The sequence below is a fragment of the Aquiflexum lacus genome, from assembly GCF_015476655.1.
In the GTDB taxonomy this organism is placed as follows: domain Bacteria; phylum Bacteroidota; class Bacteroidia; order Cytophagales; family Cyclobacteriaceae; genus Aquiflexum; species Aquiflexum lacus.
The window spans coordinates 14589-40778 of sequence record NZ_JABFHF010000015.1 but is presented as its reverse complement, the minus strand read 5'-3'; the positions used below and the strand labels follow the sequence as shown (position 1 = coordinate 40778).

Genomic DNA, 26190 nt, shown 5'->3' with positions numbered 1-26190 from the left:
GGCACCTTTTTTATATAATATAGAGAAAGAGAAATATCAATTCCCTCCATCCCACCACATTTTCGTCATAAGATTGTCTCCTCCAATTCTCGCACGGGCTGCTTCATAGTTTTCTGGATTAGCTCCAATTTCAGTTTCCCAATAACGAAGCCTTCTTGGAATTTCGTTAGCTTCAAACCTGTTTGGATCTTGGGTAGGAACAAGCGTAGGATATCCTGTTCTTCTCCAATTGGACCAAGACTCAATATCATTCAACCAAGTGGCTGCCCAATATTCCTCTCCGATCAATCTCAACTTATCTTCAGCTGAAGCAGCGGCAAAACCTCTTCCTGCGATATATGCATTGATTTGATCAGCAGATCTCGCAAAAGAAGGATCAAAATCTACCCAAGAGTTGATTGCAGCTGCAACACCATTTGCGAAATGGGTGTTGGCATCTGAACTTATCCAACCTTTTAAGGAAGCTTCAGCCTTCATCAATTCCACTTCTGCGTAAGTGATTAATTTATATGGGTCTTCCCAATCTAGATATTTCAGGTTCAACATTGAAAATGCGCGCTGACCTGCAGGAACTAACGCATCAAAATCAGCCAATTGATCTGCAGGTAGAGCAGTTCTCATGGTGGTAGTATTATATCCATTAGGCATTCCTCTTTGAGCAGCTGGATCTGTATTCCATGTTGAAGGGTCCTCAGGGTTACCTAGTCCCCCGGAAATGATCATTAACCTTGGATCATCATTAGCAATCATCCAATCCATAAAAGTTTTGCTGATTTTACAATCCCTTGAATACTTATATGTATTCCAATAACCATCATTTAGACCATTTCTATTGGTACCGATTGGACCAACTGTATATTGGATGTAACCATTATCGGCGTTAGAAGTAAAGGCACCACTAGTATTCGCTTCTATAAAAACTTCTCTAGCCTTGGCAGCATCTACATTGGACATTCTCATGGCGATTCTCATCAGTAAGGAATTGGTAAAACGTTTCCACTGATCAATATTGCCTTCATAAAGGAAATCCTGTGCACCTAAAGATCTTGCTGAAGGAGAAAACTTATCTCTGGCTATTTTTAGTTGGTCTATCATATCCAAATAGATATCCCTTTGATTGTCATATACAGGGAACCAGTTTTCCTCAGATTCTAAGCCTTTTCCAGCTTGGAAATAAGGAATGTCACCGTATATGTCTGTCATCCTATGCAAGTCATAAATCCTTAAAATAGTCGCAGCTGCATTGAGATTAACTTCATTCGGATCATCTGCTGTCCTTGAAATCACATGCGAAAACAACCTCATCACACCTGTGTAATGCGTTTCCATGTAAGCTCCTGAATATTGGGCGTTATAGAAATACTTGTCACCACTGAAATAACCCGCCATAGAAGACGTGTGCTGAATCATAGTAGCTGCATATAACATGTTGGCACGGGTATTTTCATATTCACCGCCAATCCTAAGAGTAGCCAATGAAAACAAAAATCTCATATCCATATCAGTAACCGCATTTTGGTCGACATTCAAATCCAATAAGGCTTGTTCATCACATGACGAAAACGTCAAAGTAAAAGCCAAGAGGATAACGGTAATTTTATGTAGTCTTTTCATTTTTCTTTCAATTTGAATTTTAAACATCCCCATGATTAGAAGTTAAGGTTAACATTAAATCCAAAGCTTCTTGTCGTAGGCATCGCGAAGAATTCAAGACCTTGGGAATTACCCCCTACTGTGTAAGCAGATTCAGGGTCAATGTTTGGAACATTAGAATAAATCAGGAAAAGATTTCTTCCCACAAGAGAGACTGAAGCCGAGGTAAATGGAGTTTTGTTCAATAGGCTATTTGGAATAGTATACCCAAAAGAGAATTCTCTCATTTTGATAAATGATGCATCATAGACAATATTTTCAGTGACCATCGCATATCTACTGAAATAATTATCTATCAGATAATTTTCAGGGTCTCCTACAGTTGCAGGAATGTTCCATGTCCTAGCTTCTCCGTTGGGATCGACGCCTGAAACCGATATGCCATTTTCTCTGGCTGAAAGGGTTTCATTATGTAATCCATTGGCATAAGCAAAGTAGTTTGTTCCAGATACCAAAGACCCGCCAAACCTGCCATCAAATAGAATCATCATTTTGAAGTTTTTGTAGGAAAAGTTATTGATAAAACCAACTGATACAGGATGACGACCCTCAGCCAAAGTTTCTAATCCATTGGTAGGAACTGGGAATCCTTCATCTGTGTAAACTTTTTGACCATTGATTTCTTGATGCTTAAATCCAGCTATCATACCCAATGGCTGACCTACTACATGGCGAATTCTTTCCCTTCTCAATCTGGATTCATCAAGATTAATAAATCCGATAGGGTCACCAGCAGCATTTGTGCCGAGGTTCAACACTTTGCTTTGGTTATTGGCATAATTCAAAGAAACATCCCATTGAAAATCTTTTTTCTGCAAAACCACAACATTGATCAACAATTCAAGCCCTTTATTGCTCAATTCACCAATATTCACCAAAGTTGAACCAAATCCCGAAGTGGGAGAAATACCGGTTGCCAAAATATCATTGGTAGTATTCCTACTATAGTACGCTACATCAATACCTAATTTATTTTCAAAAAACCTTAAATCGGCACCAAATTCATATTCGGTAGAGAGATATGGCTTAAGTCCAAAGTTAGGGATAGTACCATTGTTGATTTGCCCTAAGCTACCTCCTAAATGACCTGCACCAACCAAGCCATAGGTCAAGGCCAATTCATAAGGACGAGGAGCACCTCCACCTGTCTGACCCCAAGAAGCCCTAAACTTGGTGAAAGTAAACGCCTTTGGCAACTCTACTACATCTGACAGCACAAAGCTTGTTCCGATAGAAGGATAGAAGAGTTTACTGTTTTCTTTGGCTAGCGTTGAAAACTGATCCTGACGTGCGGTCAAATTCAAAAACCAAAAATTCTTATAGCCAATATTCGCATATCCAAAGACTGAATTAATACCCAATTCAGAAAATCCATAACCTACTTGAGGAGCAGCAACATTTCGAATACTATGGAAAAAAGGTACCACCAAATCATTCCCACCGCCTGAAAGCGTTTCTGATGACTGTCTCATTCTGTTTCCACCCACCAAGGCATCAACAGAGAAATCACCGAATTCTTTTTGAGCACCTACAAACAAATCAATGTTGTCTTCTCTAATGGTTCTTTTGGATTGTCTATAATCACCTCTGGGCTTATAAGCAGTTCCGTAAGGTTCAAAGCTATCATCTGTTCTGGCTTGAAAATCTGTTCCAACTCTACCCATAACATACAACCAGTCCGTCAAGTCATATCTTAACGAGATTTTTCCAATCACCCTATCGGTAACATCTTGTCTGAAAAATTGATGTGCCGCCCAATAAGGGTTAGTCTGGAATACATTTGGCTGATATCTCATTTCAGTTCCATCTTCGAGGGCACCCAATTTATTAGGGTCACCTTGCATAGCAGAGAAAGGGAGGTTTCCTGGTCTGTTCAAAACCGCAAAATTCGCATTTCCCGGAGAATCAGACAGTCTTGGTCTGTTTTTGGCATTTTGCTGTGAATACTGTCCACTAAAGTCAAGCGTCAGTTTTTGAAGTTTGCTATTAACATTTAGATTTACCACATCTCTCTTGAAGCCTGCATTTGGCATGATATCCTTGTTGTCCAAGTTAGAGTATGCAAACCTGTAGGTCCCTGACTCATTTCCACCGCTCAGGGCAACTGAATTATTGGTGGTAATACCAGTTCTATAAAAAGCATTTAGACCCTCACCTGTATGAGAATATGGCCTTGAAACTCCGTCAAATTGCGGAAGTGAAGCTCCATTATATCTTCCTCCCCAATGGCTGTTTCCAACATCCAATGATTCTCCTGCAGTCTGTGGAGCCAATCCATCTCTACCCGGACCATATTGTCTTTGATAATCTGTGAAATCCCAAGCATTGTCAAAAGTAGTATTTGAATTCAATGCCACACCGATACCTTTTCTTGCTTTACCGGATTTGGTAGTAATCAAAACGACACCATTTGCTGCTCGCGCACCGTACAAAGCAGCAGCAGCATTACCTTTCAGCACCGATATACTTTCAATATCATCAGGGTTGATCGCGGCAAGTCCATCACCTCCATCATTACCACCCCACATACCTGCACTTCCCAGGTTTCTTGTTTCCATAGGCATACCATTGATCACGTACAAGGGCTGGTCATTACCATCCAATGAAGAACCGCCCCTGATTACTACTCTGGTAGAACCCGCAGCACCCGAAGCCGGTGGCGTAACATTTACTCCGGCAATTTTACCTGAAAGTGCATTTCCAAGGTTTACAGCTCGTGATTCAGTGAATTGCTCTCCACCGATCTGCGTAACGGAAAAGCCAAGTGCTTTTTTATCCTTTTCCATACCAAATGATGTCACAACCACCTCAGCTAAATCTGAAAGGTCTTCTTCTAATGAAACATCCAAAATGCTTCTATTACCCACTACAAATTCCTGCGGGGCGAAGCCAATGAATGAAAATACCAATACTGAAGTATTGGTTACAGTAATCGAATACTTTCCGTCCAAATCGGAGGTAGTACCCGTATTCGCTTCTTTGTCCAAGACGTTGACTCCTGGAATTGGTTCTCCTGTAGCATCTGTGACTGTTCCAGTAAGAACCCGCGTCTGGCCATAAGCCTCAAAACCTGAGGCAAATGTCATGACCATCGCTAACATTAATAGTAAAACTCTGTTCATAGGATTTAATTAAGTGTTATTTCATTTAGCATTGGTTATTGATTGTTTATTGGTAAGTAATATTTATTTATTAATGTATTTCATGTATGAAATAAGAATGATCATTTAAAATAAACTTATCAAGAAGAATATTATATCGTAAAATCTATTTTATAAAGAATTGAGGAACATGTAAAAATATTAAAAAAAAATTACTGATAAAATTATTTAATCTTTTTTTTTAAAAAAGTATCTTAACTTTTATTATTTATTACATTTAATAAAACGGTTTAGCAAATAAATTTATTTATTAGGAATAGTTTAGGCAAACTTTTTAATATTTTAATAGAAGCATTTCGCTTATAATTAAAAAATTCAATAAACTACCGCTTAAATAATATTTTTATTACTATAAATTAATTATAGTATGGATTAAAAATTTAAAATATCAATTAAGCAATCATCAAACTTGATAAAATAAAAAACCTGCACGCAGAATTTTACGTGCAGGTCAAAAAAAAAGAACCGCCAAAGGCGGCCCTTAATTTTATTTGATAAATAACATTTCTCTATACTTTACTAAAGGCCAAAATTCATCATCAACTACCAACTCCAACTTGTCAACTGCATATCTGATTTTTTCAAAATAAGCCTCTTTGACATCTGTACCATATCCTTTTGCCCTTTTTACTATATCATCTTCTTTGTTGAGTTTTTTCCTAGCCTCTATCATATCATAAACACCCTGTCTAACCGATTCCAGGTGTTTGCTGATTTCTTTAATAGTTTCAAGTGTCGGAGTGTTATCAAGTCCTAGTCCTTTCAACCCATTGGCATTTTCAATTAGTTTATTTTGGTACAAAATTGCCGTTGGAATCACATGGTTTAAAGCAAGGTCACCCATTACTCTTGATTCAATCTGAACTTTCTTGATAAAATTTTCCAGCATGATTTCATGTCTGGCTTGAACTTCAATGGCATTCAATACTCCATGTTTGCTGAAAAGATCAATTGTCTTTTTATCATGGTAAACATCCAGAGCAAATGGAGTGCTCTTCAAATTTGATAATCCTCGCTTCTCTGCTTCCGCAGTCCACTCATCAGAATAACCATCACCTTCGAATCTCACTTTCTTACTGTCTTTGATATATTTCCTCAAGACATTGACGATAGCAATCTTTTTCTCTTTACCGGAATTGGTTTCTTTTTCAATATCCTTGACAAGTGACTTTAATACTTCGGCAACAATCACATTCAATACAGTCATGGGACCAGCTGAATTGGCACTTGAACCGACAGCTCTGAATTCAAATTTGTTACCTGTAAATGCAAAAGGAGAAGTCCGGTTTCTGTCTGTGTTATCTAAAATGATCTCAGGGATTTTGGATATGCCTAATTTCATGTACATGTTATCACCTTTTTCGATTTTAACATTGCCGTTCTTTTCCAACTCATCCAAAACGGATGTCAAGGTAGATCCCAAGAATACAGACATAATTGCCGGAGGCGCCTCATTGGCTCCAAGCCTGAAGTCATTGCTGGCAGATGCAATGCTTGCCCGCAACAAATCAGCGTGGTCATAGACAGCCTTTACGGTCGCTACCACAAATGTCAGGAACTGTAAATTTTCCCTTGCAGAGTTACTTGGCTGGAAAAGATTCACTCCTGTGTCTGTAATTAAAGACCAGTTATTATGCTTACCACTACCATTAACACCTGCAAATGGCTTTTCATGAAACAAAACTTTGAGATTATGCTTATCAGCAACCTTGTCCATTAAGTCCATCAACAGTTGGTTATGGTCAACTGCTTTGTTGATTTCTTCAAATAACGGGGCAACCTCAAACTGTCCGGGTGCAACTTCATTGTGACGGGTGGAAACAGGAATTCCGAGTTTATGAGCTTCTATTTCAAAATCCACCATAAAGTCCTTTACCCTGGTTGGGATAGATCCAAAATAATGATCTTCAAGTTGTTGTCCACGGGCAGGATTATGACCAAATACTGTTCTTCCCGCCATGACCAAATCGGGTCTTGTTGCGAAAAGTGCTTTGTCTATCACAAAATACTCCTGCTCAACACCCAATGAAGGTGTTACTTTTTTGACATTTCTGTCAAACAGCTGACATACTTCAACTGCAGCAGCATTAATTGCCTCCATGGATTTAAGCAAGGGTGTCTTATAATCAAGTGCCTCACCGGTGTAAGAAACAAATATTGTAGGGATACAAAGAGTTTTGTCAAATATAAATATAGGAGAAGATGGATCCCATGCAGTGTATCCCCTTGCCTCAAAAGTTGAACGAATTCCACCATGAGGAAAAGAGGAGGCATCCGGTTCTTGTTGAACCAAGGCGGATCCTTTGAATTTTTCAATACCGGCATGTGCATCAAAAAATGCATCATGCTTCTCGGCAGTAGAACCTGTCAAAGGCTGAAACCAGTGTGTATAGTGTGTAACGGATTTGGATAATGCCCAAACTCTGACCGCAGATGCAACTTCTTCGGCAGTGGCAGGGTCAATTTTACTGCCTTTTTCTACGGCTTCCATTACCTTCTTGAATACAGTAGGCGCCAATGATTCTTTCATCTGCTTAATTCCAAAGACGTGGCTTCCGAAAAAGTCAGAAATCTTTGGAGAGGGGGGATTGACAAAAGTTCTTTGCCTTCCTTGCGCTATTAGAAGCGCACTTTGTCTTAATGTTGCCATTTTCTACAATAAGTGGTTTGATTTTACACCCACAAAAATAGAAAATAATATGAAAATCAAAGACATGAACCCGTTTTTGGAGCCAATATTTTTAATTTTTACATTATTTTGAAAAAATTAGGGCTTATTTTAATTAGGTTACTTATAAAAAACAGAGTTTGACCCTAAAAAATAGAAAATTGAAAACTTCAAGATAATATTTAACTTTGCTGCCTGTAAAGTTTGGATATAGGTGAAAAAAGTTGCGTTTTATACATTAGGTTGTAAATTGAATTATTCAGAGACATCTACCATCAGTAGAATGTTTGAGGCGAAGGGGTATGAAAAAGTAGATTTTCAAGAGCATCCTGATATTTTTATTATCAACACTTGCTCGGTGACAGAGAATGCTGACAAGAAGTGTAAAAAGATTGTTAAAGAAGCAAAAAAAATATCGCCAGACTCTTATGTCACCATCATTGGGTGTTATGCACAGCTAAAACCAAAGGAAATTGCAGAGATTGAAGGTGTAGATGCAGTCTTAGGTGCGGCCGAAAAATTCAGGCTCATTGAGTTGCTTGATGGATTTGCCAAAGAACAGGAAACCAAAGTCCTTGCGTCAGAGATTCAAGAGGCCATTATCTTTAACAATGCCTATTCTCTGCACGACAGGACAAGAACATTCCTGAAAGTACAGGATGGCTGTAACTATGGTTGTGCTTTTTGTACTATCCCACTTGCCCGAGGCAAAAGTAGAAGTGACAGTATAGAGAACATTCTTACATCGGCAGAAGAAATTGCTAAAACAGACGTCAAAGAGGTCGTATTGACAGGAGTCAATATTGGCGATTTTGGAATACAGGAAGGTAAAAGAAAAGAACGATTTGCAGATTTGGTGATGGCACTAGATCGTGTAAATGGAATTAAAAGATTTAGAATTTCTTCAATCGAACCTAATCTGTTGACCAACGAGATTATTGAATTTGTTTCCCGGTCAGAAAGATTTGTGCCACATTTCCATATTCCATTACAGTCGGGTAGCAATACGATTTTGAGAAAAATGGGTAGAAGATACCTAAGAGAATTGTATGAAGACCGGGTTAATAAGATCAAAAGCTTGATGCCTCTTTGCTGTATAGGAGTAGATGTTATTGTCGGCTTTCCGGGGGAATCGGATGAACTGTTTCTTGAAACTTATAATTTCCTCAACGAATTGGACATCTCTTATTTACATGTCTTTACTTATTCAGAAAGATCCAACACCAGGGCTACTGAAATGGATGGCGTGGTACCCATGAAAAAGAGAAATGAACGCTCAAAAATGCTCAGAATATTATCCGAGAAAAAACGAAGGAAGTTTTACGAGGAAAATTTGGGAAAAACCTTTAGTGTCCTTTTTGAGGAAGACATTGAAAATGGCCAAATGCATGGATTCACTGAAAACTATATCAGGGTTGCTGCAAAATACGATCCTTTACTTGTCAACGAATTAAAACAAGTTACCTTAAATGAGATTAATGACAATGGAAATGTTGAGGTGTTTGAACCGGAGATGATCTTTGAAAAACACTGATTATTGCAGATAAAATACTGTAAATACCAAACAATCTATCCTTTTTTTTGGTTTAAATTATATGAAATCAATATTTAATCCAGAAGGAAGAATTACGAGAAGAAAATACCTGACATTATTTTTAATTTTTTACTCTATCAATGTATTAAGCCTGATGATGATTTTTCAATCATTTCAATCTCAAGAATGGATTATTTTTTGGGTGTTTGGAATCATGCTTATCAGTTCAATTGTGTTGTTAATGGTACAGGCAATTAGAAGATTGCACGATTTAGGTTATGATTGGAAATATTCATTATATCTTTTGATACCACCGCCAGTAAACTTTGTGGGTTTTATTTGGTTGGCTTGGGCAGAAGGTCAAAATGGAAATAATAAATATGGTGCAGATCCTAGAAAAACTGATTTGATATAAATTACAGCCTTCCTTTTTTCATTTCCTTTACAGCATAATCCACAGCCCTCGCTGTTAATGCCATATAGGTTATAGATGGATTTTGACTTCCTGTAGATGTCATGCATGCACCATCAGTGACAAAAACATTTTTGCAATGATGCATTTGGTTCCAGCCATTCAACAATGAAGTTTCAGGGTCCTTTCCCATACGGACACCCCCCATCTCATGAATATCCAATCCAGGAGCTTGTTTGGTATCTCTCGTGTTGATATTATGACAGCCAGCTTTTTCCAACATCTCAGTTCCTTGTTCAAAAAAATCATTCATGGATTTGATATCATTGTCATCATAATCCACATCTATGTGCATGAGTGGCATGCCCCATTCATCCATTTTATCTTTACTCAGAGTCACTTTGGATTTTTCTTTAGGTATGGTTTCACCCTGCATCATCATAAAAACACCCCAAGGACCGGGTTTCGAATTCAGATCTTTGAATTCTTCTCCAAATGGGGCATTGGGTTTACCTCCCCATCCTGCTCTTCCGGCACTGTAAAAAGTCATGTATCCTCTTAAAAAATCCATCTCTTGTTTTTCAACATTCCGGAAATTGGGCATCATTACTGCACACGGTCTCCTTCCAAAATAAAATTTATCCTGATATCCTTCAAAAGAGGCACTGATATTTCCTCTATAATTATGGAATGCAATGTATTTACCCAATAATCCACTGTCATTCCCAAGACCATTCGGGAATCTTTTTGAAGTACTGTTTAATAAAATCAGATTTGAATTGATTGTGGAGGCATTTAAGAAAATAACTTTTGCATGGTATTCTGTGATAGATTTGGTAACCCTATCAACTACCCTTACTCCTGTTACTTTTTCTTTTACATCATCATAAATGATTGAATGCACCACAGAGTCGGGTCTCAAAGTCAAATTGCCAGTATATGCAGCAGCGGGTAATGTCGAAGAGTTGGAACTGAAATATGCCCCAAAAGGACAGCCTCTCTGACATTGATTCCTTGCCATACATTGCCCCCTGCCCTGTTGTAAATGATGGGATTGAGGTTCTGTCAAATGGGCACATCTTCCAATCATGACAAATCGGTCTTTATAGGCCTCTACGATTCTATCCCGGATTACTTTTTCGACACAATTCATTTCCCAAGGAGGAAGAAATTCCCCATCGGGCAAAGTCTCCACTCCTTCTTTGCTGCCACTGATTCCGACAAAGCGTTCCACATAACTGTACCAGGGGTCTATTTCATTGTACCGAATTGGCCAATCAACAGCAAAGCCATCTCTTCCCGGTGCTTCGAAATCATACTTACTCCAGCGTTGGGTCTGTCTTGCCCATAGTAAAGACTTTCCCCCTACCTGATATCCCCTTACCCAATCAAATGGCTTTTCCTGAACGTAGGGATGTTCTGAGTCCTTAACAAAAAAATGTTCGGTATCTTCTGCATAAGCATAGCAACGGTTGACGACCGGGTTTTCCTGTTTATCAGATAATGGCATCTTATTGCGATGTGGCATATCCCAAGTCGTAGCGGTCATGGTAGGATAATCCTTTTTATGCTCCACATTTCGGCCTCTTTCTAACACAAGTGTTTTGAGCCCTTTTTCACATAATTCCTTTGCTGCCCATCCACCACTAATGCCTGATCCGATTACAATTGCTTCAAATTCGTTTTCTTTATTCATTCTTATTCATATCTGAGTGATTCGATTGGATCAAGTTTGCTGGCTTTTCTCGCAGGAAAATAGCCTGAAGCCAATCCTACAAAAATACAAATCGCAAGCCCAACAAAAATCCAAAGCCATGGAACCAAAAAGCCTCCAGGACCTATGATATTTGCAACAATATTTCCAATAGCAATCCCTATAATCACTCCCAAAATACCACCCAAAATACAGATTACGATTGCCTCAATCAAAAATTGCTGTCTGATCCTCAATGGGGTTGCACCTAAGGCTTTTCGAATTCCAATTTCCCTTGTCCTCTCCGTCACCGAGACTAACATAATGTTCATCAGGCCAATTGCCGCACCCAAAAGTGTAATAAATCCTATACCAAATCCTCCGATCCTTAAATATCCCGCAACTTCCTCTAAACTTTCTGCAACAGATTGGCTTTTGACAATTTCAAATGAATCTTCTTCAGCTACCCTGTCCTGACGTATTTTCCGCATGATACCTGTGGCCTGACCCATTTCGTATTCCAGTTTAAGGGGATCAGAACCACTCGCCGTGAGGGAGTATCTAAATGTTCCTCTGCTATCCAATCTGCTCGCGTTTTCTACAGGTATAAAAATAGCCCTGTCAGCCCCTGAACCTCCCCCTACACTACCTTGTTCTTCCAAAATACCAATTATCGTGTAGCGCCTTCCGTAAAAAGTGATGTAATCATTCATTGGATCTTCGTCCTTACCAAATAAGGTCTCAACAATATCTAATCCGATTACACATACATTGGTACCATAACGAATTTCAGTATTACTGAAATTTCTCCCTTGTTCAACTTTTAATCCCTTAATCTTGAAATATTGGTCATCAACTCCTGTAACCCGAACGTTTGGATTGGTTTTTTTGGATCCCTTTTTTACCTCAACTGCTCCTGAAACACTTGTGAAAACTGTTGATGGCCCAATAGAACTGAATTGTTCCTGAAAGCTGATAGCCTCTTTGTATCTTACAATAGGGTAGGTCTTTTCAGCAACTCCCTGCTGTACTCCTCTTCCTCCAGAAAACCCTTTTGATCTGACGTCAAAATTATTGGCCCCCAAACCAGAAAAACTATCTGCTATCTGTGCCTTGATGCCATCGATGGCCGTAAGCATTCCAACAAGAGACATAATCCCTATCGCAATAATGGTACCTGTCAATATGGTCCTAAGTAAATTAACTTTAACAGACTTCAGCGCTTCTTTAATATTTTCGATCAAATTCATATTCTGTACTAAAATGGGACACAAATTCATTCTTTCATCCCGATCCAACTTTAATATTAAGTATAATCCGGAAAAAAATCCTCCCTAGTTGAAAATATTTTATGGTAATTTTGGCAGATCAATCTTAGAATCAATGCATCCTATCACCTCTCAATTCTAGACTCTTGATTACTTCTGCCTCATAGGCCAACCATTCTTTCAATCTATTATTGACTTTTTCTTCATTCTTGTATTTTCGAGCCAATTCTATAAAATTCACATAATGACCCGCTTCTGAAACCATTAATTCATAGTAGAATTTTTGGAGTTCTTCATCAGCAATATTTTTGGAAAGCAGTTTGAACCTTTCGCAACTTCTGGCTTCAATCAAAGCATTCATTAATAATTGTTCTACAATTTGATCTGACCTGCTTCCTCCTTTTTTTACAAATTCTGACAACTTGATCACATACTCATCTCTTCGAGGTTTTCCGAGTTTGTATCCTCTTTTATTGATCTGTTCCAATACCCTTTCAAAATGGCTCCATTCTTCGGCTACCACAGGTGTAAGCATTTCAACCAATTCTGCGAATTCATGGAAATTAACTATGAGAGAAATGCAGGAAGATGCTGCTTTTTGTTCACAATAGGCATGGTCAACCAAAATCTCCTCAAGATTCATTTCTGCAATATTTACCCAGCGTGGATCTGTAGGCAATTGCAGGTGCAGCATTTTGTTTTTTGTACTTTCTTCCCAATTCATATTCTTTAATCAAACAAAGGCCAACTAATCCCAAGGTCCAATGTTCTCCTTAAACCTGTGAAATAAGGAGTTACAAAATAACCGGGCTCACTCATCATATTGATATTGATATGATTCATCCTCACCAATACCCTTGTCCTGTTAATTCTCAAATTCATGAAGAAATCCAAAACAGGGTAAGCAAATACATTGAAATCATTTTGTAAATGGAATTGCTGCAAGGCGGGATTATAGGACTCAGCAAAATTATCACTTCTAAAGCGTCCTTCAAGACCGATTTGAACGAAAAGGTTTTCATCAAACATTGGGCTATCAAAATAAATCCTGGAGTTTGCCAAGATTTCTGGTATCCTAAAATTATCCTTTCCTTCCCCTGTAATGATGGTATAATATAATTCCGACTCCCAGAAAAATTTCTTTTTGATATTAAATGAATAAGTCAAACCAGGGATTACCATGAAAGCCTCTCCATCAGATTGTGTGGCCTGCTGTTCTTCATTGAAAAACACATAATTATTCACCCTGTTTAAAGTAATATTTGGCCTGAAATTCCAATTTGGGAAATCCACTTTTATAACTCCTTTGATTTGATCTACACCAATATTGGAAAATGAATTATCCCATCTGTGGTGATTTCCTGAATAAAATTCCTGCACGGAGGTCGGTTTATACAAAGATTTGGTATATGATGCCTCTAAAAAGGGCGAGACAAAAAGCCCCTGAATCCTAAAAGCTCCTGGCAGCAAATATTCTCCTTCTGCCTCAAATCTCCATTTTTCACTGATATCTCCCCTTAAGGCTCCACCCAAAAAAAGCTCGTTGAAATTGTTTCTTCTTCTTACACTGTCATATAAATGCATCCTTCCTGACCTGAATTTTGCAAATGCGTTGTAATACAAAGGCCCTATATCACCTTTGAATCCTACCTCATTTCTCCACTCTGAAAAATGACCCCTGTTGTAGGTACTATCCTGGGAGATAAACCTTTCTGGGTTGAATCTATTGAAAAACAAGGAATCGGAACTAGTGAGATCGGTTTTGAAAAGGACATCTTGCTTTCTTTTATCAAACACATGGTAAACCTGCCACCCTTTTGCAATTTCGTACTCATGATAAATATGATAATCAACCCGAAGATCAGTAGCCCTGGAATTTCGCAGCCAGACTTTGGCGTCTTCATATGCAAAGAAAAGGGAAGTAGTATCTATATCCGGTGAAATGATCCCACCCTGTTCATTGACCAAATGTCTCATCCTCGAAATGTTGGCCAATATCAAATACTTTCCGTCCTCAGACTTGTAATTGGTATGGAGTGAATAAGAGGTGTTTTCAGTCAAATTATCATCCCTAGCATTTGGATTTAGGGTTTTTCTTGCCCTGATCGTATGGAAATTGAAGCCTACGTTCCATCTTGGATTGATGTTTCTGGCAAAAGAAAGGTCCAGCATATTCCTGTTACCTCCACCAAAAAATGCGTCCATTTGGGTATAGGGTGATTTGCTATCAAAGTACCTCATACTGTCTGCTGAATGATGATATAGATCATAAACATGGAATCCAGAAGTAGTACCAATCATTTGGGGAGTATTATAAAAAATAGGCTTGGCAGCGCTCCCAATATTAGCCAAATCTTGGTACATCCAGCCTGATTTGGCTACAGGTTCATAATTATGAAAACCAGTCAGGACAGTGTCCACTTCAAATGTTTTTGTTAAATTTTTCTTGATGTCCTTTTCTAAAAAATAAAGAGTGGTTTTGGGTCCGAAAACCATTTTGGTACTGTCATCTATCAGTTTTTTGCGCTCACCGGACTGTTCTTGCAATTCTTGATTCGGATCCCCTTGTTGCAGATTCGGATTGCGCTGTTGGGGAAATCCAGTTGGAGGACCAGTTGGAGGACCTGTAGGCCTAATTTGAGCCTGAGACTGAACTGCCCAAAAACAGATGAGTAAAAAAAGAAAGATAATGGGGTTAAATCTCACGGATATACGCTTTGTCCTTGACAATTTTGGTGATCTGTTTGAAAAGGAATTCCTTGTCCTTTTCAGCCAATTTTATTTTTATCGGTAGGGCAAAAATCGGAATTTCTGCCAAATATTTATAAAAGGCTCTGTTTTTAAGTTTGACTGCATCCTTTTCGGTAGTCAAAACCATGCAATCCTGATTTCTTTTTATCAAACCGGATATTCTGATCAAGTCCGCTTCTATATACCTGTGATGGTCTTCAAAGGTTATGATTTCTATTACCTGATATCTTCTTTTTACCTCCGACACAAACAATTGATTATTGGCAATGCCCGAAACAATAATAACCTTATTGAAGTCCTTAGATACGGGATTGAAAATCGGAAATGGATCTCCGTATTCAATTCCGGAAAACAGCACAGGAACATCCGTAATATTATTTATTTCTTTTTGATAAATCTCTGTTTCACTTTCTGATATTTGATCCGGACATTTGGTTACTACGATCACATTAGCCCTTTTTGCCCCATTTACATTTTCCCTTAAAGTACCCAAGGGAAGAATACGGTCTCTAAAAAAAGGTTGCTGATATGTCGTCAGAAGGATATAGTAGTCTCCTTTAACATATCGATGCTGAAATGCATCATCGAGTAATATCAATTCAGTTTGTGGTTTTTGAAATATGATTTCGGGAATTGCCATAATCCTTTTTTCTCCAACTGCCACAGAGACCTCTTTTCCGAATTTTTCAAAAATCTGAAAAGGCTCATCCCCGATTTCAGATGGCCCCAAACTATTATTCGCCATCAAAAACCCCTTAGTTTTCCTTCCATATCCACGACTTAAAGTTGCAATCCTTAGATGAGGAAGTAACAATTCAATCAAAAATTCCACCATTGGTGTTTTACCCGAACCTCCAAGATTCAGGTTTCCCACTACGACAGTTGGGATTGAAAACGAAATACTTTTCTTTTTACCCGTTTCAAACATCCTATTCCTGTAACCTGTGATACCGTCATAGATTGCAGCAAAAGGATAAAGCAAGGGTTCGTACCAGCGCATTGGCTATTTTTCCTTAATTTTGGACAAATTAAAAGAAAAAATATGGTTTACACGATTCGGGAAATAGTTTCTTATCTGGAAAAAATAGCACCGCCTTCTTTTCAGGAATCATATGACAATGCGCAATTGATTACCGGGAACCCTATTGATAAAGTTACAGGAATACTTTGCACCCTAGATACAACAGAGGAAGTCGTTGAGGAAGCCATCAGCTTAGGCTGCAACCTGATTGTATCCCACCATCCTATTGTGTTTAGAGGATTGAAAAGCCTTACGGGTAAAAACTATGTCGAAAGGACTGTGATAAAAGCCATTAAAAATGGCATCGCGATTTACGCCATTCACACCAATTTGGATCATGTGTCTCATGGTGTTAATAAAAAAATATGTGATAAGCTTGGACTGATCAACACCCGAATTCTTCAACCCAAAAGAGAATTGTTATCAAAGTTGACCACATTTGTTCCTCATGAAGCAACTGAGAAGGTTCTTGATGCATTGTTTGAGGCAGGTGCAGGATCGATTGGTGAATATTCAAGCTGTAGTTTTATGACCGAGGGAACGGGTACTTATACTCCCTCAGAAAAATCAAACCCTCACAAAGGTTTTAAAGGTACTCCCCATAGAGAGCCAGAAACAAGAATAGAAGTTCTTCTTCCCAAACACTTAGAAAGAAAAGCACTTCAAAGCCTTCAGGCAGCACACCCTTATGAGGAAGTAGCCTATTTCCTTCAGCATCTTGAAAACGAGAATCAGGAAGTTGGAGCAGGAATGATCGCTGAATTAGATGAACAAATGGAAGAAAAAGATTTTTTAAACCATTTAAAAGACAAAATGAACCTACAAATTATTAAACATACACCATTGCTAAATAAGCCAATCAAAAATGTAGCAGTTTGTGGGGGAGCAGGCTTTTTTCTTTTATCTGAGGCTAAAAAATCGGCGGCTGATATTTTCATAACATCAGACATTAAATATCATGAATTCTTTGATGCTGATAATCAATTGATTATTTGTGATATCGGTCATTATGAAAGTGAAATCTTCACAAAAGAATTACTCATGGATTTATTGTCGCAAAAATTTACTAATATTGCACTCTATTTGACAAAAGTAGTTACGAATCCCATAACTTACATATAGTACATGGAAAGTACAGTTGCACAAAAGCTTGAAGCCTTATTAAACCTTCAGAAAATTGATTCCAGACTCGACGCGATTTTTAAAGTAAGAGGAGCACTCCCAGAGGAAGTACAAGACCTTGAAGATGAGATTATTGGATATGAAACGAGATTGGAGAAATTCAATTCGGATTTAGTTACCTTGGAAGATGACATCAAAAGATTCAAAGATAATATCAAAGAATCTGAGAAGCTCATCAAAAAATACCAAGAACAACAGATGAATGTCAGAAACAACAGAGAGTATGACGCCATCACCAAAGAATTGGAATTACAGGATTTGGAAATTCAAGTATCGAAAAAGAAGATAGGTGAATCACAAGCCAGAATCGAAACCAAAAACATTGAAGTTGAAGAATTGAAAGGCATTCTTTCTGAGAGAAAAAAAGACCTTGACAATAAAAAATCTGAGTTGGACACCATAGTTTCTGAAAGTGAAAATGAGGAATCCAAACTTAAGGCAGATAGAGACAAAGCCTTGAAAAAAATCGAAGAGAGGCTGTCAAAATCTTATACCAAAATCAGAACCAACGCCAAAAACGGTCTTGCAGTGGTAATGGTAAAAAGAGGTGCTTGCGGAGGTTGCTTCAATGTGGTACCGCCTCAAAGACAGGCTGATATCAGAGAGAAAAAGAAACTCATCGTCTGCGAACATTGCGGAAGAATATTTGCGGGTGTGGAAGACGAGATAGAGGAAGAAGTAACCAAGAAAAAGAGAAGCAGAGCTTAATCCATATTACGAAAGCCCGATATTATATCGGGCTTTTTCTTTTTTCAGAATATTTTATTGAATGTAAACCATTTTTTGTTTAACCCGTTTTCTTTTTATAGTTTGCAAATATGAAAAGAATATCCTTCATCATCTTTTTTATCAGTATTGTTTCTTTGGGCTTTGCAAAGGAGCCTGAAGAAAAAACCTTTTTGATTCTTTTTGATAAAGCAGAACTCAAAGCCAACAAGACAAGTACTACTTATATTGAGTTGAGTTTGAATAATGTATTCAAAACCAAATCCTATGCTGGTAATTCTGATGCTGCCATCATTGTTAAGGTCCCATACGATAACCTGGATACATGCCAATTAGCAGATTTTTTCATTCGTGTCAATTCCAATAAAGTGGCTTCATTGGGTGAAATAGCCCTTCAGATCATTGATATGAATGAATGCAAAAATACCTATGATTATTTAGTAGCTTCTTTTGACGATAAGACACAAAAAAATAAAAAATCCGGGAAAGCAGTTAAAGCAGCTCCAAGTCCTTGAGATGTTCCACACTGTTAAATTTTTCAACTATAAAATCACCTGATTTATTTTGTTGTAAAACGTACAGGCCTAGATTTTTATGTGAAAACACATCCATATATCTCAGGTCATAACCTAACAGAACAGCAAGTAAAATCCTCATTGCTCTTCCATGCATACAGATCAAAACAGTTTCAACTTGCTGTGAAAGAATTTGATTGATACCCATTTGAAGCCTTTTGGCTACCATCAGTGGACTTTCTCCTCCTTCAATTGCATAATCTAAATCACCTGAACTCCACTTTTCCAACATTGATTCATAATATTTATTTTCCTCTTTGGTCATGGGAACACCTTCATACCTTCCCCAAGAAATCTCGTTCAAATAGGGTACCCCTTCATGTGGCAATCCTAGATCAATAAAATTCTGAACAGACTGCTTGGTTCGCTGAAGGCCTGTATAATAAACCTTACCAAAAGGCACATGCTTATAGTGTTCAAAAAAAGCAGCGGCCTGTTTATGGCCATTCCAATTCAAAGGTGCATCTATCCCACTTCCCTGTACAACTCCTCGGAGGTTGTAATCAGTTTGCCCGTGACGTACCAAATAGATTTTTTTAGTTAGCAAGTTTCTTTATTTTTGTTTTCAGATACCAAAGAAAAAACTTTTATCCCACAATCCATGATATTTCCTCCAAACCTTAGTTTAGAAGCCCTAAATGACATGGGAAAAAATACAATGACAGATTTTTTGGATATCAGATTTACAAAGATAGGTGAAGACTTTTTGGAAGCAACTATGCCAGTGAATTCGAAAACTAAACAGCCACTTGGCCTGTTACATGGAGGAGCGAATGTAGTTCTTGCTGAAACCCTAGGATCAGTCGCAGCAACAATGACTGTCAACCAAAAAGAACAATATTGCGTTGGGCTTGAAATAAATGCCAATCACCTCAAATCCGTCAAAGACGGATATGTCAGAGGAGTCACAAGTCCAATCCATCTGGGTAAAAAAACTCAGGTATGGGAAATTAAGATCTTCAATGAGGAAGGCGGTCTAACATGTATCAGCAGGATTACAATGGCAATCATTGATAGAAAGTAATATGCAAACGACTTCGGACATCAATCAAATATCGCTGGAAAACTATATCGGCAATCTCATTTGTAAGCACATGAATGAGGGCCATCAAATTGCAATTTGGAGGAAACCAAAATCCACTTTTTTGCAGGTATTGATTGATACGACGGGAATTTTGAAAAGAGTAAAACCAAATCTCGAAGAACTGCCTTCCGGATTTATTGTACATCCTTTTGAAGATCAGGAAGACAAAAAAGCTTTTTTCCTTGATGCCAATAGTTATTTTAAAATTGATCTCAGTATAAGTATAGCAGACCAAAAAGATGATTTGGAGTCAAACCTACAAATTAAAACCAAAGAAGAGTTTGCTAAGGATATCAAAAGGAATTTTATAGAAGAGGAAAAATCAATAGGAAAAAAAGATCCTGAAGAGTGTACAAAAAATGAATTCTTAGAGCTGGTGGATAAAGGAGTCAATGCAGTAAACTCAGGTCATTTAAACAAAATCGTACCTGCTAGGATTAAAAAAATAAAGTTAAATAATGATTTTGACCTGATCTCTTCTCTAAAAAGCTTGATTCAATCCTATCCCAATGCATTCATCAATTTCTTTCATATACCTGAATTAGGTACTTGGATAGGTGCTTCACCCGAGATCCTCATCCAAACTCATGGAGATGAATTTTATACCATGTCGCTGGCAGGCACCCAAAAAGCGCAAGGAGACAATCCTCTTAAATCAGCAGCATGGACGCAAAAAGAAATTGAAGAGCAGGCATTGGTAAGCAGGTATATTGTTGATTGTTTCAAAAAAATCCGATTACGGGAGTATGACGAACAGGGTCCCAAAACAGTATTGGCAGGCAATCTATTGCATTTACGATCTGATTTTAAGGTCAATATGAAAACGACCAACTTCCCCCAGTTAGGTTCGGTCATGCTGGAATTGTTACATCCGACTTCTGCTGTTTGTGGTATGCCCAGAAAAGAAGCCTTTGAGTTTCTCCGAGAAAATGAAAAATTCGACAGATCACTGTTTGCAGGTTATATTGGACCTGTAAATATTGAAGGAGAAACCTTAATCTATGTTAATCTTAGAACTGCCCGGTTGAAGGAAGGAGTTGCCATTTTATATGCTGGAGCAGGGGTCACTGAAGATTCCATACCTGAAAAGGAATGGGAGGAAACTGAAATGAAATGCGATATTATTGGACAACACCTTAACTTGAAAACCGGATTTTGATCTTACAACCCATCATCAACTTAGTGTCTCTTTGCCACAAAAAAGGCATATCCAATGCGATATTGTCCCCAGGTTCAAGATGTGCACCAATTACTTTGGCATTTACCCGTCACAAGGGCTTTCATTGCAGGACCATATCTGACGAAAGATCCGCAGCCTTTATTGCTCTTGGTATGGCTCAACAACTTTCTGATCCGGTTGTCATCGTCTGTACCTCAGGTTCAGCTGCCTATAATTATGCCCCTGCTATTGCGGAAGCTTTTTTTCAAGAAGTCCCGCTTTTGGTGATTACAGCAGACCGACCACCTGAGTGGATAGACCAATGGGATGGTCAGACCATCCGACAAACAAATATATATGGCCAACATGTCAAAGGGTCTTTTCAATTTCCGGACGAATATGCTCATCCGGATAAGGTTTGGTATGCCAATAGGTTGGCAAATGAAGCCATCAACCTTGCCATGCAGTTTCCTCAAGGTCCTGTGCATATCAATATCCCATTGCGTGAGCCTTTTTACCCTGAAACAAATGAAGATTTTAGATTTACAGAAGAAATCAAATCAGTTGAGGTAGTTGAACCAGAAAAAGTGCTTTCAGATGCAGTAAAAAACTTTCTTTCTGTTTCATTGGAAAAGTTTGAAAGGATAATGATTGTACCTGGTCAGCAAAGACCTGATCAAGAGATTCAAAAACTCTTGGATAATATCTCTACTTCAGGAAAGGCATTGGTGGTTTCTGATACCATATCCAATATGCAGTCAGACCAAACGATTGTTTTTCATGACCATTTTGTTTCATATTTAGATTCAGAACAAAATCCTGATCTGATCATTTCATTTGGAAAGTCAATAATTTCAAAAAGCCTCAAGCTATTTCTTAGAAATTCAAATGCTGAACATTGGCATGTCCAGCCAAATGGATATACACCGGATACTTATCAAAATCTGACAAAAACCATTCTTTGTGAGCCTTATTCATTTCTTCAGTTACTATTGGATAGAGACAAAACTTCCAACAATACATATTTAAAACACTGGAAAAATCTGAATCAGAAAATTGCTGACTTGATTCCTCTCCTACTTCAAAAGGCAAAATTCGGTGAATATAAGGCCATATCCATATGCTTGGAAGCCATCCCGGAACAATCCAAATTACATGTTGCCAATAGCATGGCAGTGAGATACCTGAATTTTCTTGGCGCAAGAAATCAGGAAATCATCTGCAACAGAGGCACAAGTGGCATAGATGGCAGTAACAGCACGGCAGTAGGTTGCACATTTACGACAAAAGAACCTGTTACATTGATTACCGGAGATATGGCTTTTTTTTATGATAGGAATGCATTTTGGCATAACTATCAGATGAACAACTTAAGAATTATTTTACTCAACAACCATGCGGGAGGAATATTCAGATTGATCGATGGGCCAGCCAAACAACCTGAACTTGAGGAATATTTTGAAACCCATCAGCGGTTAAGTGCCGGATATCTTGCCAAGGATTTTGGCTTTGAATATCACCTTGCCACAGATCAATTGAGTCTTGAAGCTGGTCTGAAAAGCTTCTATGAGAAATCCCCAAATCCAAAAATCCTCGAAGTACAATCTGAAAGTGCAAAGAATGCCAAGATCCTGAAGGGTGTCAAAGTGGGAATCAAGAAGATTTTAGAAGAGGAAAGTTAAAAATATTGAATTTACATTCAATTATTTTGCTTTGTCAATCTTTATTTAAATGCCTTGCGATATTCCTAAAGGACATTGACCTTTTTTATTTATAAAAAAAACAAATGAAGTTTAAAAAATAGATGACTTATTATCTGACATGAGTTTTAGATTCCGCCCAATCTCACTTCCACAAGCCTAACTTCCTGACTTCTACTAAATATGGAAGCAGATAATTCCTTCGATAATGTAAATCCTTTGATCAATTCAAGGCCTCTATCTCCTGAAAAATAAACCTTGATTTCCTTACTCTCTGACCGAAAGTATTTGATGGGTACCTGACAGTAGGTAAAGGCCAATTCTCCTGCTTTTAATTCCAAGGATTCTTCCTTCCCCTGCAAAGAAATATAATTGAAAGTATCAGGCTTTTTCAACCATTCATTTTCGTTGAGAAATGTTGGTTGGAAATGAATCATACCATCTTTCACCTTCACTCCTAGTTCTGCCCACCGGCTCAAAATATCTTCTTTTACCTGTCCTGTCATACCCGGTTGCTGTGCACCCCTGTGAAAAGGCGTATGGCTGTAAGGGTCAGTTGGAAATGCTCCATACAATCCGGGTGACTTGTTGATGCCGATCCCTGCTCTGATTTCATAATAATGATCCACCAAGGACCCTCGGACACTTTCCTCAATTTCTTCCTCATTGCTCAAAATCTCCTGAACAGCCAATAAAAGTTTGGATACCATATGCCAGTAAATACTCCCCAAACCTTCAAAAGCAAAGAAAGTTCCTGACCTTCCTGTGAAGGCCTTGTGGTTGAAGACTTTCTCATAGATTGCTTCGATCTGCTGAAAATCGGTCTCATTAAACACCATATAATCCTTCTGAACTTCTTCGAGCACAGCTTTCAAGGCGCTACCATTATTGAGGTCGCCATTGAAATATGCATTATTTTCACTGTCTTTTTCAACGATTCGGAAATCCGATTTTTGTAGCATTTCCGTTAAAAACGCATTTGAATTCAAATCTGATTGAGAAAGATGGTTTTTTTGGAGAAATCCAGACAAATCCCTATTTGGATAGAGCATGTAGCTGTATTGATCCTCTCTATAAAGCTTGCTCGACTTCATTGCATTCAGCAAATCAAGACTTTCCTTCGCACCGAGAAACCCAGAAGATAAAACCGATACTTGACCCTCCAACATTTCATAGAGGTAATCTACTTCCAAACCATCTTGCGTGAATGAAACGAGATTATAGGCATGATACAATCCATCTTCCCTTTTATTGTTTTTTGTTGATGCCTGCAAATACAACATGGTTTCCCCAAATAGATTTTGCAATGTTTGGCCATCTATAGAAACAAGATCACCTGAAAAACCTGCATAGGCATTGGACCGATATTCTTCTGCCAAATTTCCGAATTCATCAACAAATGATCTTCGGCTTTTGTCGTCAAATCCACTTTTGAGAATTCCACGATTTGAAACAAGTATAGCCTGACAATTTTTAATTAAATCTGCAATTTCTCTATGGAGCACTATCTCATTTAAATCCTCATCTTTTGCCCAATCTGATAAAAACTGAGTAAAACGGTGCATGTAGTAAAGGGTGACCATCGATGTGCCGTTGCCGACAAGGGCATTGTTGGCGTCATTCCATTCCGGTCTTTGGGTATTCATCCATATTCCGGCATCAGGGATTAAGTTGCACAATTTGGTGAGCCAGGAAACGAGAATTTTTTCCACAAAGCCGCTTTTGAGGAGTTGGCCTTTTTGATCATATACCAATTTTCCATCTGCTCCGATGTTTTTAAATCTTTTTTGGGCCTCGCTATCAAGTGCTGCATCGAAATCAATCGTGTCTTGGGAATCCGCAACGATTTGATCGTAAGATTTAATTCGATAAGGTACATCTGCATAAACAAACCAAGGCTTATTAGACAAATCAGAAAGCGAGAGGCTTTCATGACTGCGGGCGACTTCAAGAAGCTTCAATAGATAAATCAACTGATGGTCTCCCCAATAACCAATATACGACCATGGATCATCATGTTCTATCACTTCCCAATCCACACCACTTCTTGAAATACGGTAAGGGTTATATCCATCCAATGTAGATGCATTCAGGAATTTAAAAATCATTCCTTCAATGAACTTTGGATAGGAAACCGCCAAAGCTTCCCAATTTTGGAAAATATCGCGCCAATTCCCTGCGTATGCCCTTCTTGCTGAGCCATCATCATTGGTCAGGTCTATGGAGAATTTATTCCATGGCCTGCTCGGGTCACCATGCCTACGACTGAAAGAAAGCGGCAGATATTCCGCACAAATCCTGATCAAATCTGAATTCCCCTGCTTTACCGCTGATACTTTTAAAGTCGAATAATCAAGTATTTCGGGTAGGGAATTCAAAAAACTACTTAAACTTTCGGATAAAGGCTGATTTACTTCTTGGAGATAATTCAAAAAATCTTTTTTGTCTATCCCATAATCTTGCTCAAAAATCCCTCCCCTCATCACATTGAACAAAACATTGGCATAGTGTCTTGAGGTGGAAAGTTTGTCAGCTGTCAATTGAAGACCGTCTGCTTTGGCCACAATGGTTTTTAACTGCGCTGTACCTTTTTGCAAATCATCTTCAATATCATGAAAGACTTCCTTTTTATTTATTTCAAGACGCTTGGTAAGGTTGTGAATGGCAGGTTGGGATTGATTGATCTCGAAGCAGCAATACCAGTTTTTTGCTTCATCTGGGTTCAAATCCAAATTTACATGAATCATGTATGAACCTGCCTCCCCTTTCACATCCGTCTCAGTATGGATTTGATGGCCTCGACAAAAGCTTTCCAACTGACGGGAAGAAAGTAATACATGGGTTGTCTCAATCCCTATATGCCAACCAATAGTTGCTTTTAAAGCTTCACTTGGTTCTGCCCTATCTACAATCATGGCACTCAAAGCAAAAATACCAAGGCCACTGTCTTTATCAAGTTCATTCCGCTTATAAGCATTGACCAGGTTACTCCTTTGTAATTGGAGTTGACTGGACACACCGTAGGGCAGTATATTCTGAACACCATCGAGGAGTTCAACCTGAACAGGCTTCTTACCATTGTTGACAATTATGGATTTTCTAATAAATCCGAATTTGCTTGAAAAAGACCATGAATAAAGAAAACTCAATCCCAAATCCCCATTGATCTCTTCAAATAGCAATTCGTTTCCCCATTGATTTTTGTAAAGATTCCGGGTGACATTGTACAAGCCATTGTAGCTATCAGAAAAAGGCTGCCATAGGATTTTCTTTCCATTTTCAAGGAGCAGCACCAAGGTTTTTGAACCAACTTGGTCTGAAGAAGCTATGATTTTATCATCGGTGTAGTATGGAAAAAGTGCATTTTCCTCATCTTTCCGCCCTGCTGATAATGCCCCATTGCTACCGATAAACATCCAATGATCTGAATGACTGACCAAGGATATGAAAAACGGAGGCATCTGATCCACATTTTGGATTTTAAAATATGCTTCACCGTTGATTTCCACGCTAGTTCCTGTCACCTCAAGTTGAGGAAAAAGAATTTGAGCGTCCTTGATTTGGATTTTACTGTCAGCCATAAAGCCAATGTTTAGAATTATG

Annotated in this window: 18 protein-coding genes; 8 read left to right on the top strand and 10 right to left on the bottom strand. The window is 38.3% G+C overall.

Annotated elements, in window-relative coordinates; genetic code table 11:
* Positions 1 to 36: 36 nt before the first annotated feature.
* The 3 genes from HMJ38_RS14285 to HMJ38_RS14275 form a co-directional block, all read right to left on the bottom strand.
* The gene (locus tag HMJ38_RS14285) at positions 37 to 1614 is read right to left on the bottom strand and encodes a SusD/RagB family nutrient-binding outer membrane lipoprotein (protein ID WP_194975093.1); all 1578 of its coding nucleotides are present in this window, start codon (positions 1612 to 1614) and stop codon (positions 37 to 39) included.
* A gap of 35 nt (positions 1615 to 1649) precedes the next feature.
* Positions 1650 to 4775 (bottom strand): SusC/RagA family TonB-linked outer membrane protein, encoded by a 3126-nt coding sequence (locus tag HMJ38_RS14280; protein ID WP_194975092.1) that lies wholly within the window; start codon positions 4773 to 4775, stop codon positions 1650 to 1652.
* A gap of 526 nt (positions 4776 to 5301) precedes the next feature.
* Positions 5302 to 7464, bottom strand: a complete 2163-nt coding sequence (locus HMJ38_RS14275; protein WP_194975091.1) for a glutamine synthetase III family protein — start codon at positions 7462 to 7464, stop codon at positions 5302 to 5304.
* Positions 7465 to 7696: 232 nt separating this feature from the next.
* On the opposite strand from HMJ38_RS14275, the gene mtaB reads away from it, so the two are divergent.
* Both mtaB and HMJ38_RS14265 read left to right on the top strand, forming a co-directional pair.
* A complete protein-coding gene (mtaB, locus tag HMJ38_RS14270) occupies positions 7697 to 9016 on the top strand; it encodes a tRNA (N(6)-L-threonylcarbamoyladenosine(37)-C(2))-methylthiotransferase MtaB (protein ID WP_194975090.1) in 1320 nt (439 codons plus the stop codon).
* Between the two features lie 61 nt (positions 9017 to 9077).
* A complete protein-coding gene (locus HMJ38_RS14265; RefSeq protein WP_194975089.1) occupies positions 9078 to 9431 on the top strand; it encodes a DUF805 domain-containing protein in 354 nt (117 codons plus the stop codon).
* A gap of 1 nt (position 9432) precedes the next feature.
* Here HMJ38_RS14265 and HMJ38_RS14260 read toward each other — a convergent pair whose 3' ends face one another.
* The 5 genes from HMJ38_RS14260 to lpxK all read right to left on the bottom strand — a co-directional run bounded on the left by HMJ38_RS14260 (position 9433) and on the right by lpxK (position 16140).
* Positions 9433 to 11124 (bottom strand): GMC oxidoreductase, encoded by a 1692-nt coding sequence (locus HMJ38_RS14260; protein WP_194975088.1) that lies wholly within the window; start codon positions 11122 to 11124, stop codon positions 9433 to 9435.
* Positions 11125 to 11126: 2 nt separating this feature from the next.
* On the bottom strand, positions 11127 to 12371 hold the full coding sequence (locus HMJ38_RS14255) for an ABC transporter permease (protein ID WP_194975087.1): 1245 nt from the start codon (positions 12369 to 12371) through the stop codon (positions 11127 to 11129).
* 130 nt (positions 12372 to 12501) lie between these two features.
* A complete protein-coding gene (gene miaE, locus HMJ38_RS14250) occupies positions 12502 to 13113 on the bottom strand; it encodes a tRNA-(ms[2]io[6]A)-hydroxylase (protein WP_194975086.1) in 612 nt (203 codons plus the stop codon).
* A gap of 5 nt (positions 13114 to 13118) precedes the next feature.
* Positions 13119 to 15095 (bottom strand): putative porin, encoded by a 1977-nt coding sequence (locus tag HMJ38_RS14245; RefSeq protein WP_194975085.1) that lies wholly within the window; start codon positions 15093 to 15095, stop codon positions 13119 to 13121.
* Entirely contained in the window at positions 15085 to 16140 is a 1056-nt protein-coding gene (gene lpxK / locus HMJ38_RS14240; RefSeq protein ID WP_194975084.1) for a tetraacyldisaccharide 4'-kinase, read from the bottom strand. Before lpxK ends, HMJ38_RS14245 begins: the two co-directional genes overlap by 11 nt.
* 42 nt (positions 16141 to 16182) lie before the next feature.
* Here lpxK and HMJ38_RS14235 point away from each other — a divergent pair, with 42 nt between their 5' ends.
* From HMJ38_RS14235 to HMJ38_RS14225, 3 genes are all read left to right on the top strand, one after another.
* Positions 16183 to 17283, top strand: coding sequence for a Nif3-like dinuclear metal center hexameric protein (locus HMJ38_RS14235; protein WP_194975083.1), 1101 nt, complete (start codon positions 16183 to 16185; stop codon positions 17281 to 17283).
* Positions 17284 to 17286: 3 nt separating this feature from the next.
* A complete protein-coding gene (locus tag HMJ38_RS14230) occupies positions 17287 to 18051 on the top strand; it encodes a zinc ribbon domain-containing protein (protein ID WP_194975082.1) in 765 nt (254 codons plus the stop codon).
* A gap of 110 nt (positions 18052 to 18161) precedes the next feature.
* Positions 18162 to 18584, top strand: coding sequence for a hypothetical protein (locus tag HMJ38_RS14225; RefSeq protein ID WP_194975081.1), 423 nt, complete (start codon positions 18162 to 18164; stop codon positions 18582 to 18584).
* On the opposite strand, the gene HMJ38_RS14220 is transcribed toward HMJ38_RS14225, so the two are convergent.
* Positions 18562 to 19191 (bottom strand): histidine phosphatase family protein, encoded by a 630-nt coding sequence (locus HMJ38_RS14220; protein WP_194975080.1) that lies wholly within the window; start codon positions 19189 to 19191, stop codon positions 18562 to 18564. The two genes, HMJ38_RS14225 and HMJ38_RS14220, sit on opposite strands and share 23 nt — an antisense overlap.
* 54 nt (positions 19192 to 19245) lie before the next feature.
* On the opposite strand from HMJ38_RS14220, the gene HMJ38_RS14215 reads away from it, so the two are divergent.
* From HMJ38_RS14215 to menD, 3 genes are read left to right on the top strand one after another with little or no spacing between them, the layout of a single operon-like run.
* Positions 19246 to 19668, top strand: a complete 423-nt coding sequence (locus tag HMJ38_RS14215; RefSeq protein ID WP_194975079.1) for a hotdog fold thioesterase — start codon at positions 19246 to 19248, stop codon at positions 19666 to 19668.
* A gap of 1 nt (position 19669) precedes the next feature.
* Positions 19670 to 20887, top strand: a complete 1218-nt coding sequence (locus HMJ38_RS14210; RefSeq protein WP_194975078.1) for a chorismate-binding protein — start codon at positions 19670 to 19672, stop codon at positions 20885 to 20887.
* Positions 20884 to 22569, top strand: a complete 1686-nt coding sequence (menD, locus tag HMJ38_RS14205) for a 2-succinyl-5-enolpyruvyl-6-hydroxy-3-cyclohexene-1-carboxylic-acid synthase (protein WP_194975077.1) — start codon at positions 20884 to 20886, stop codon at positions 22567 to 22569. Before HMJ38_RS14210 ends, menD begins: the two co-directional genes overlap by 4 nt.
* Positions 22570 to 22715: 146 nt before the next feature.
* Here menD and HMJ38_RS14200 read toward each other — a convergent pair whose 3' ends face one another.
* Positions 22716 to 26168 (bottom strand): hypothetical protein, encoded by a 3453-nt coding sequence (locus HMJ38_RS14200; RefSeq protein WP_228780059.1) that lies wholly within the window; start codon positions 26166 to 26168, stop codon positions 22716 to 22718.
* Positions 26169 to 26190: the final 22 nt, after the last annotated feature.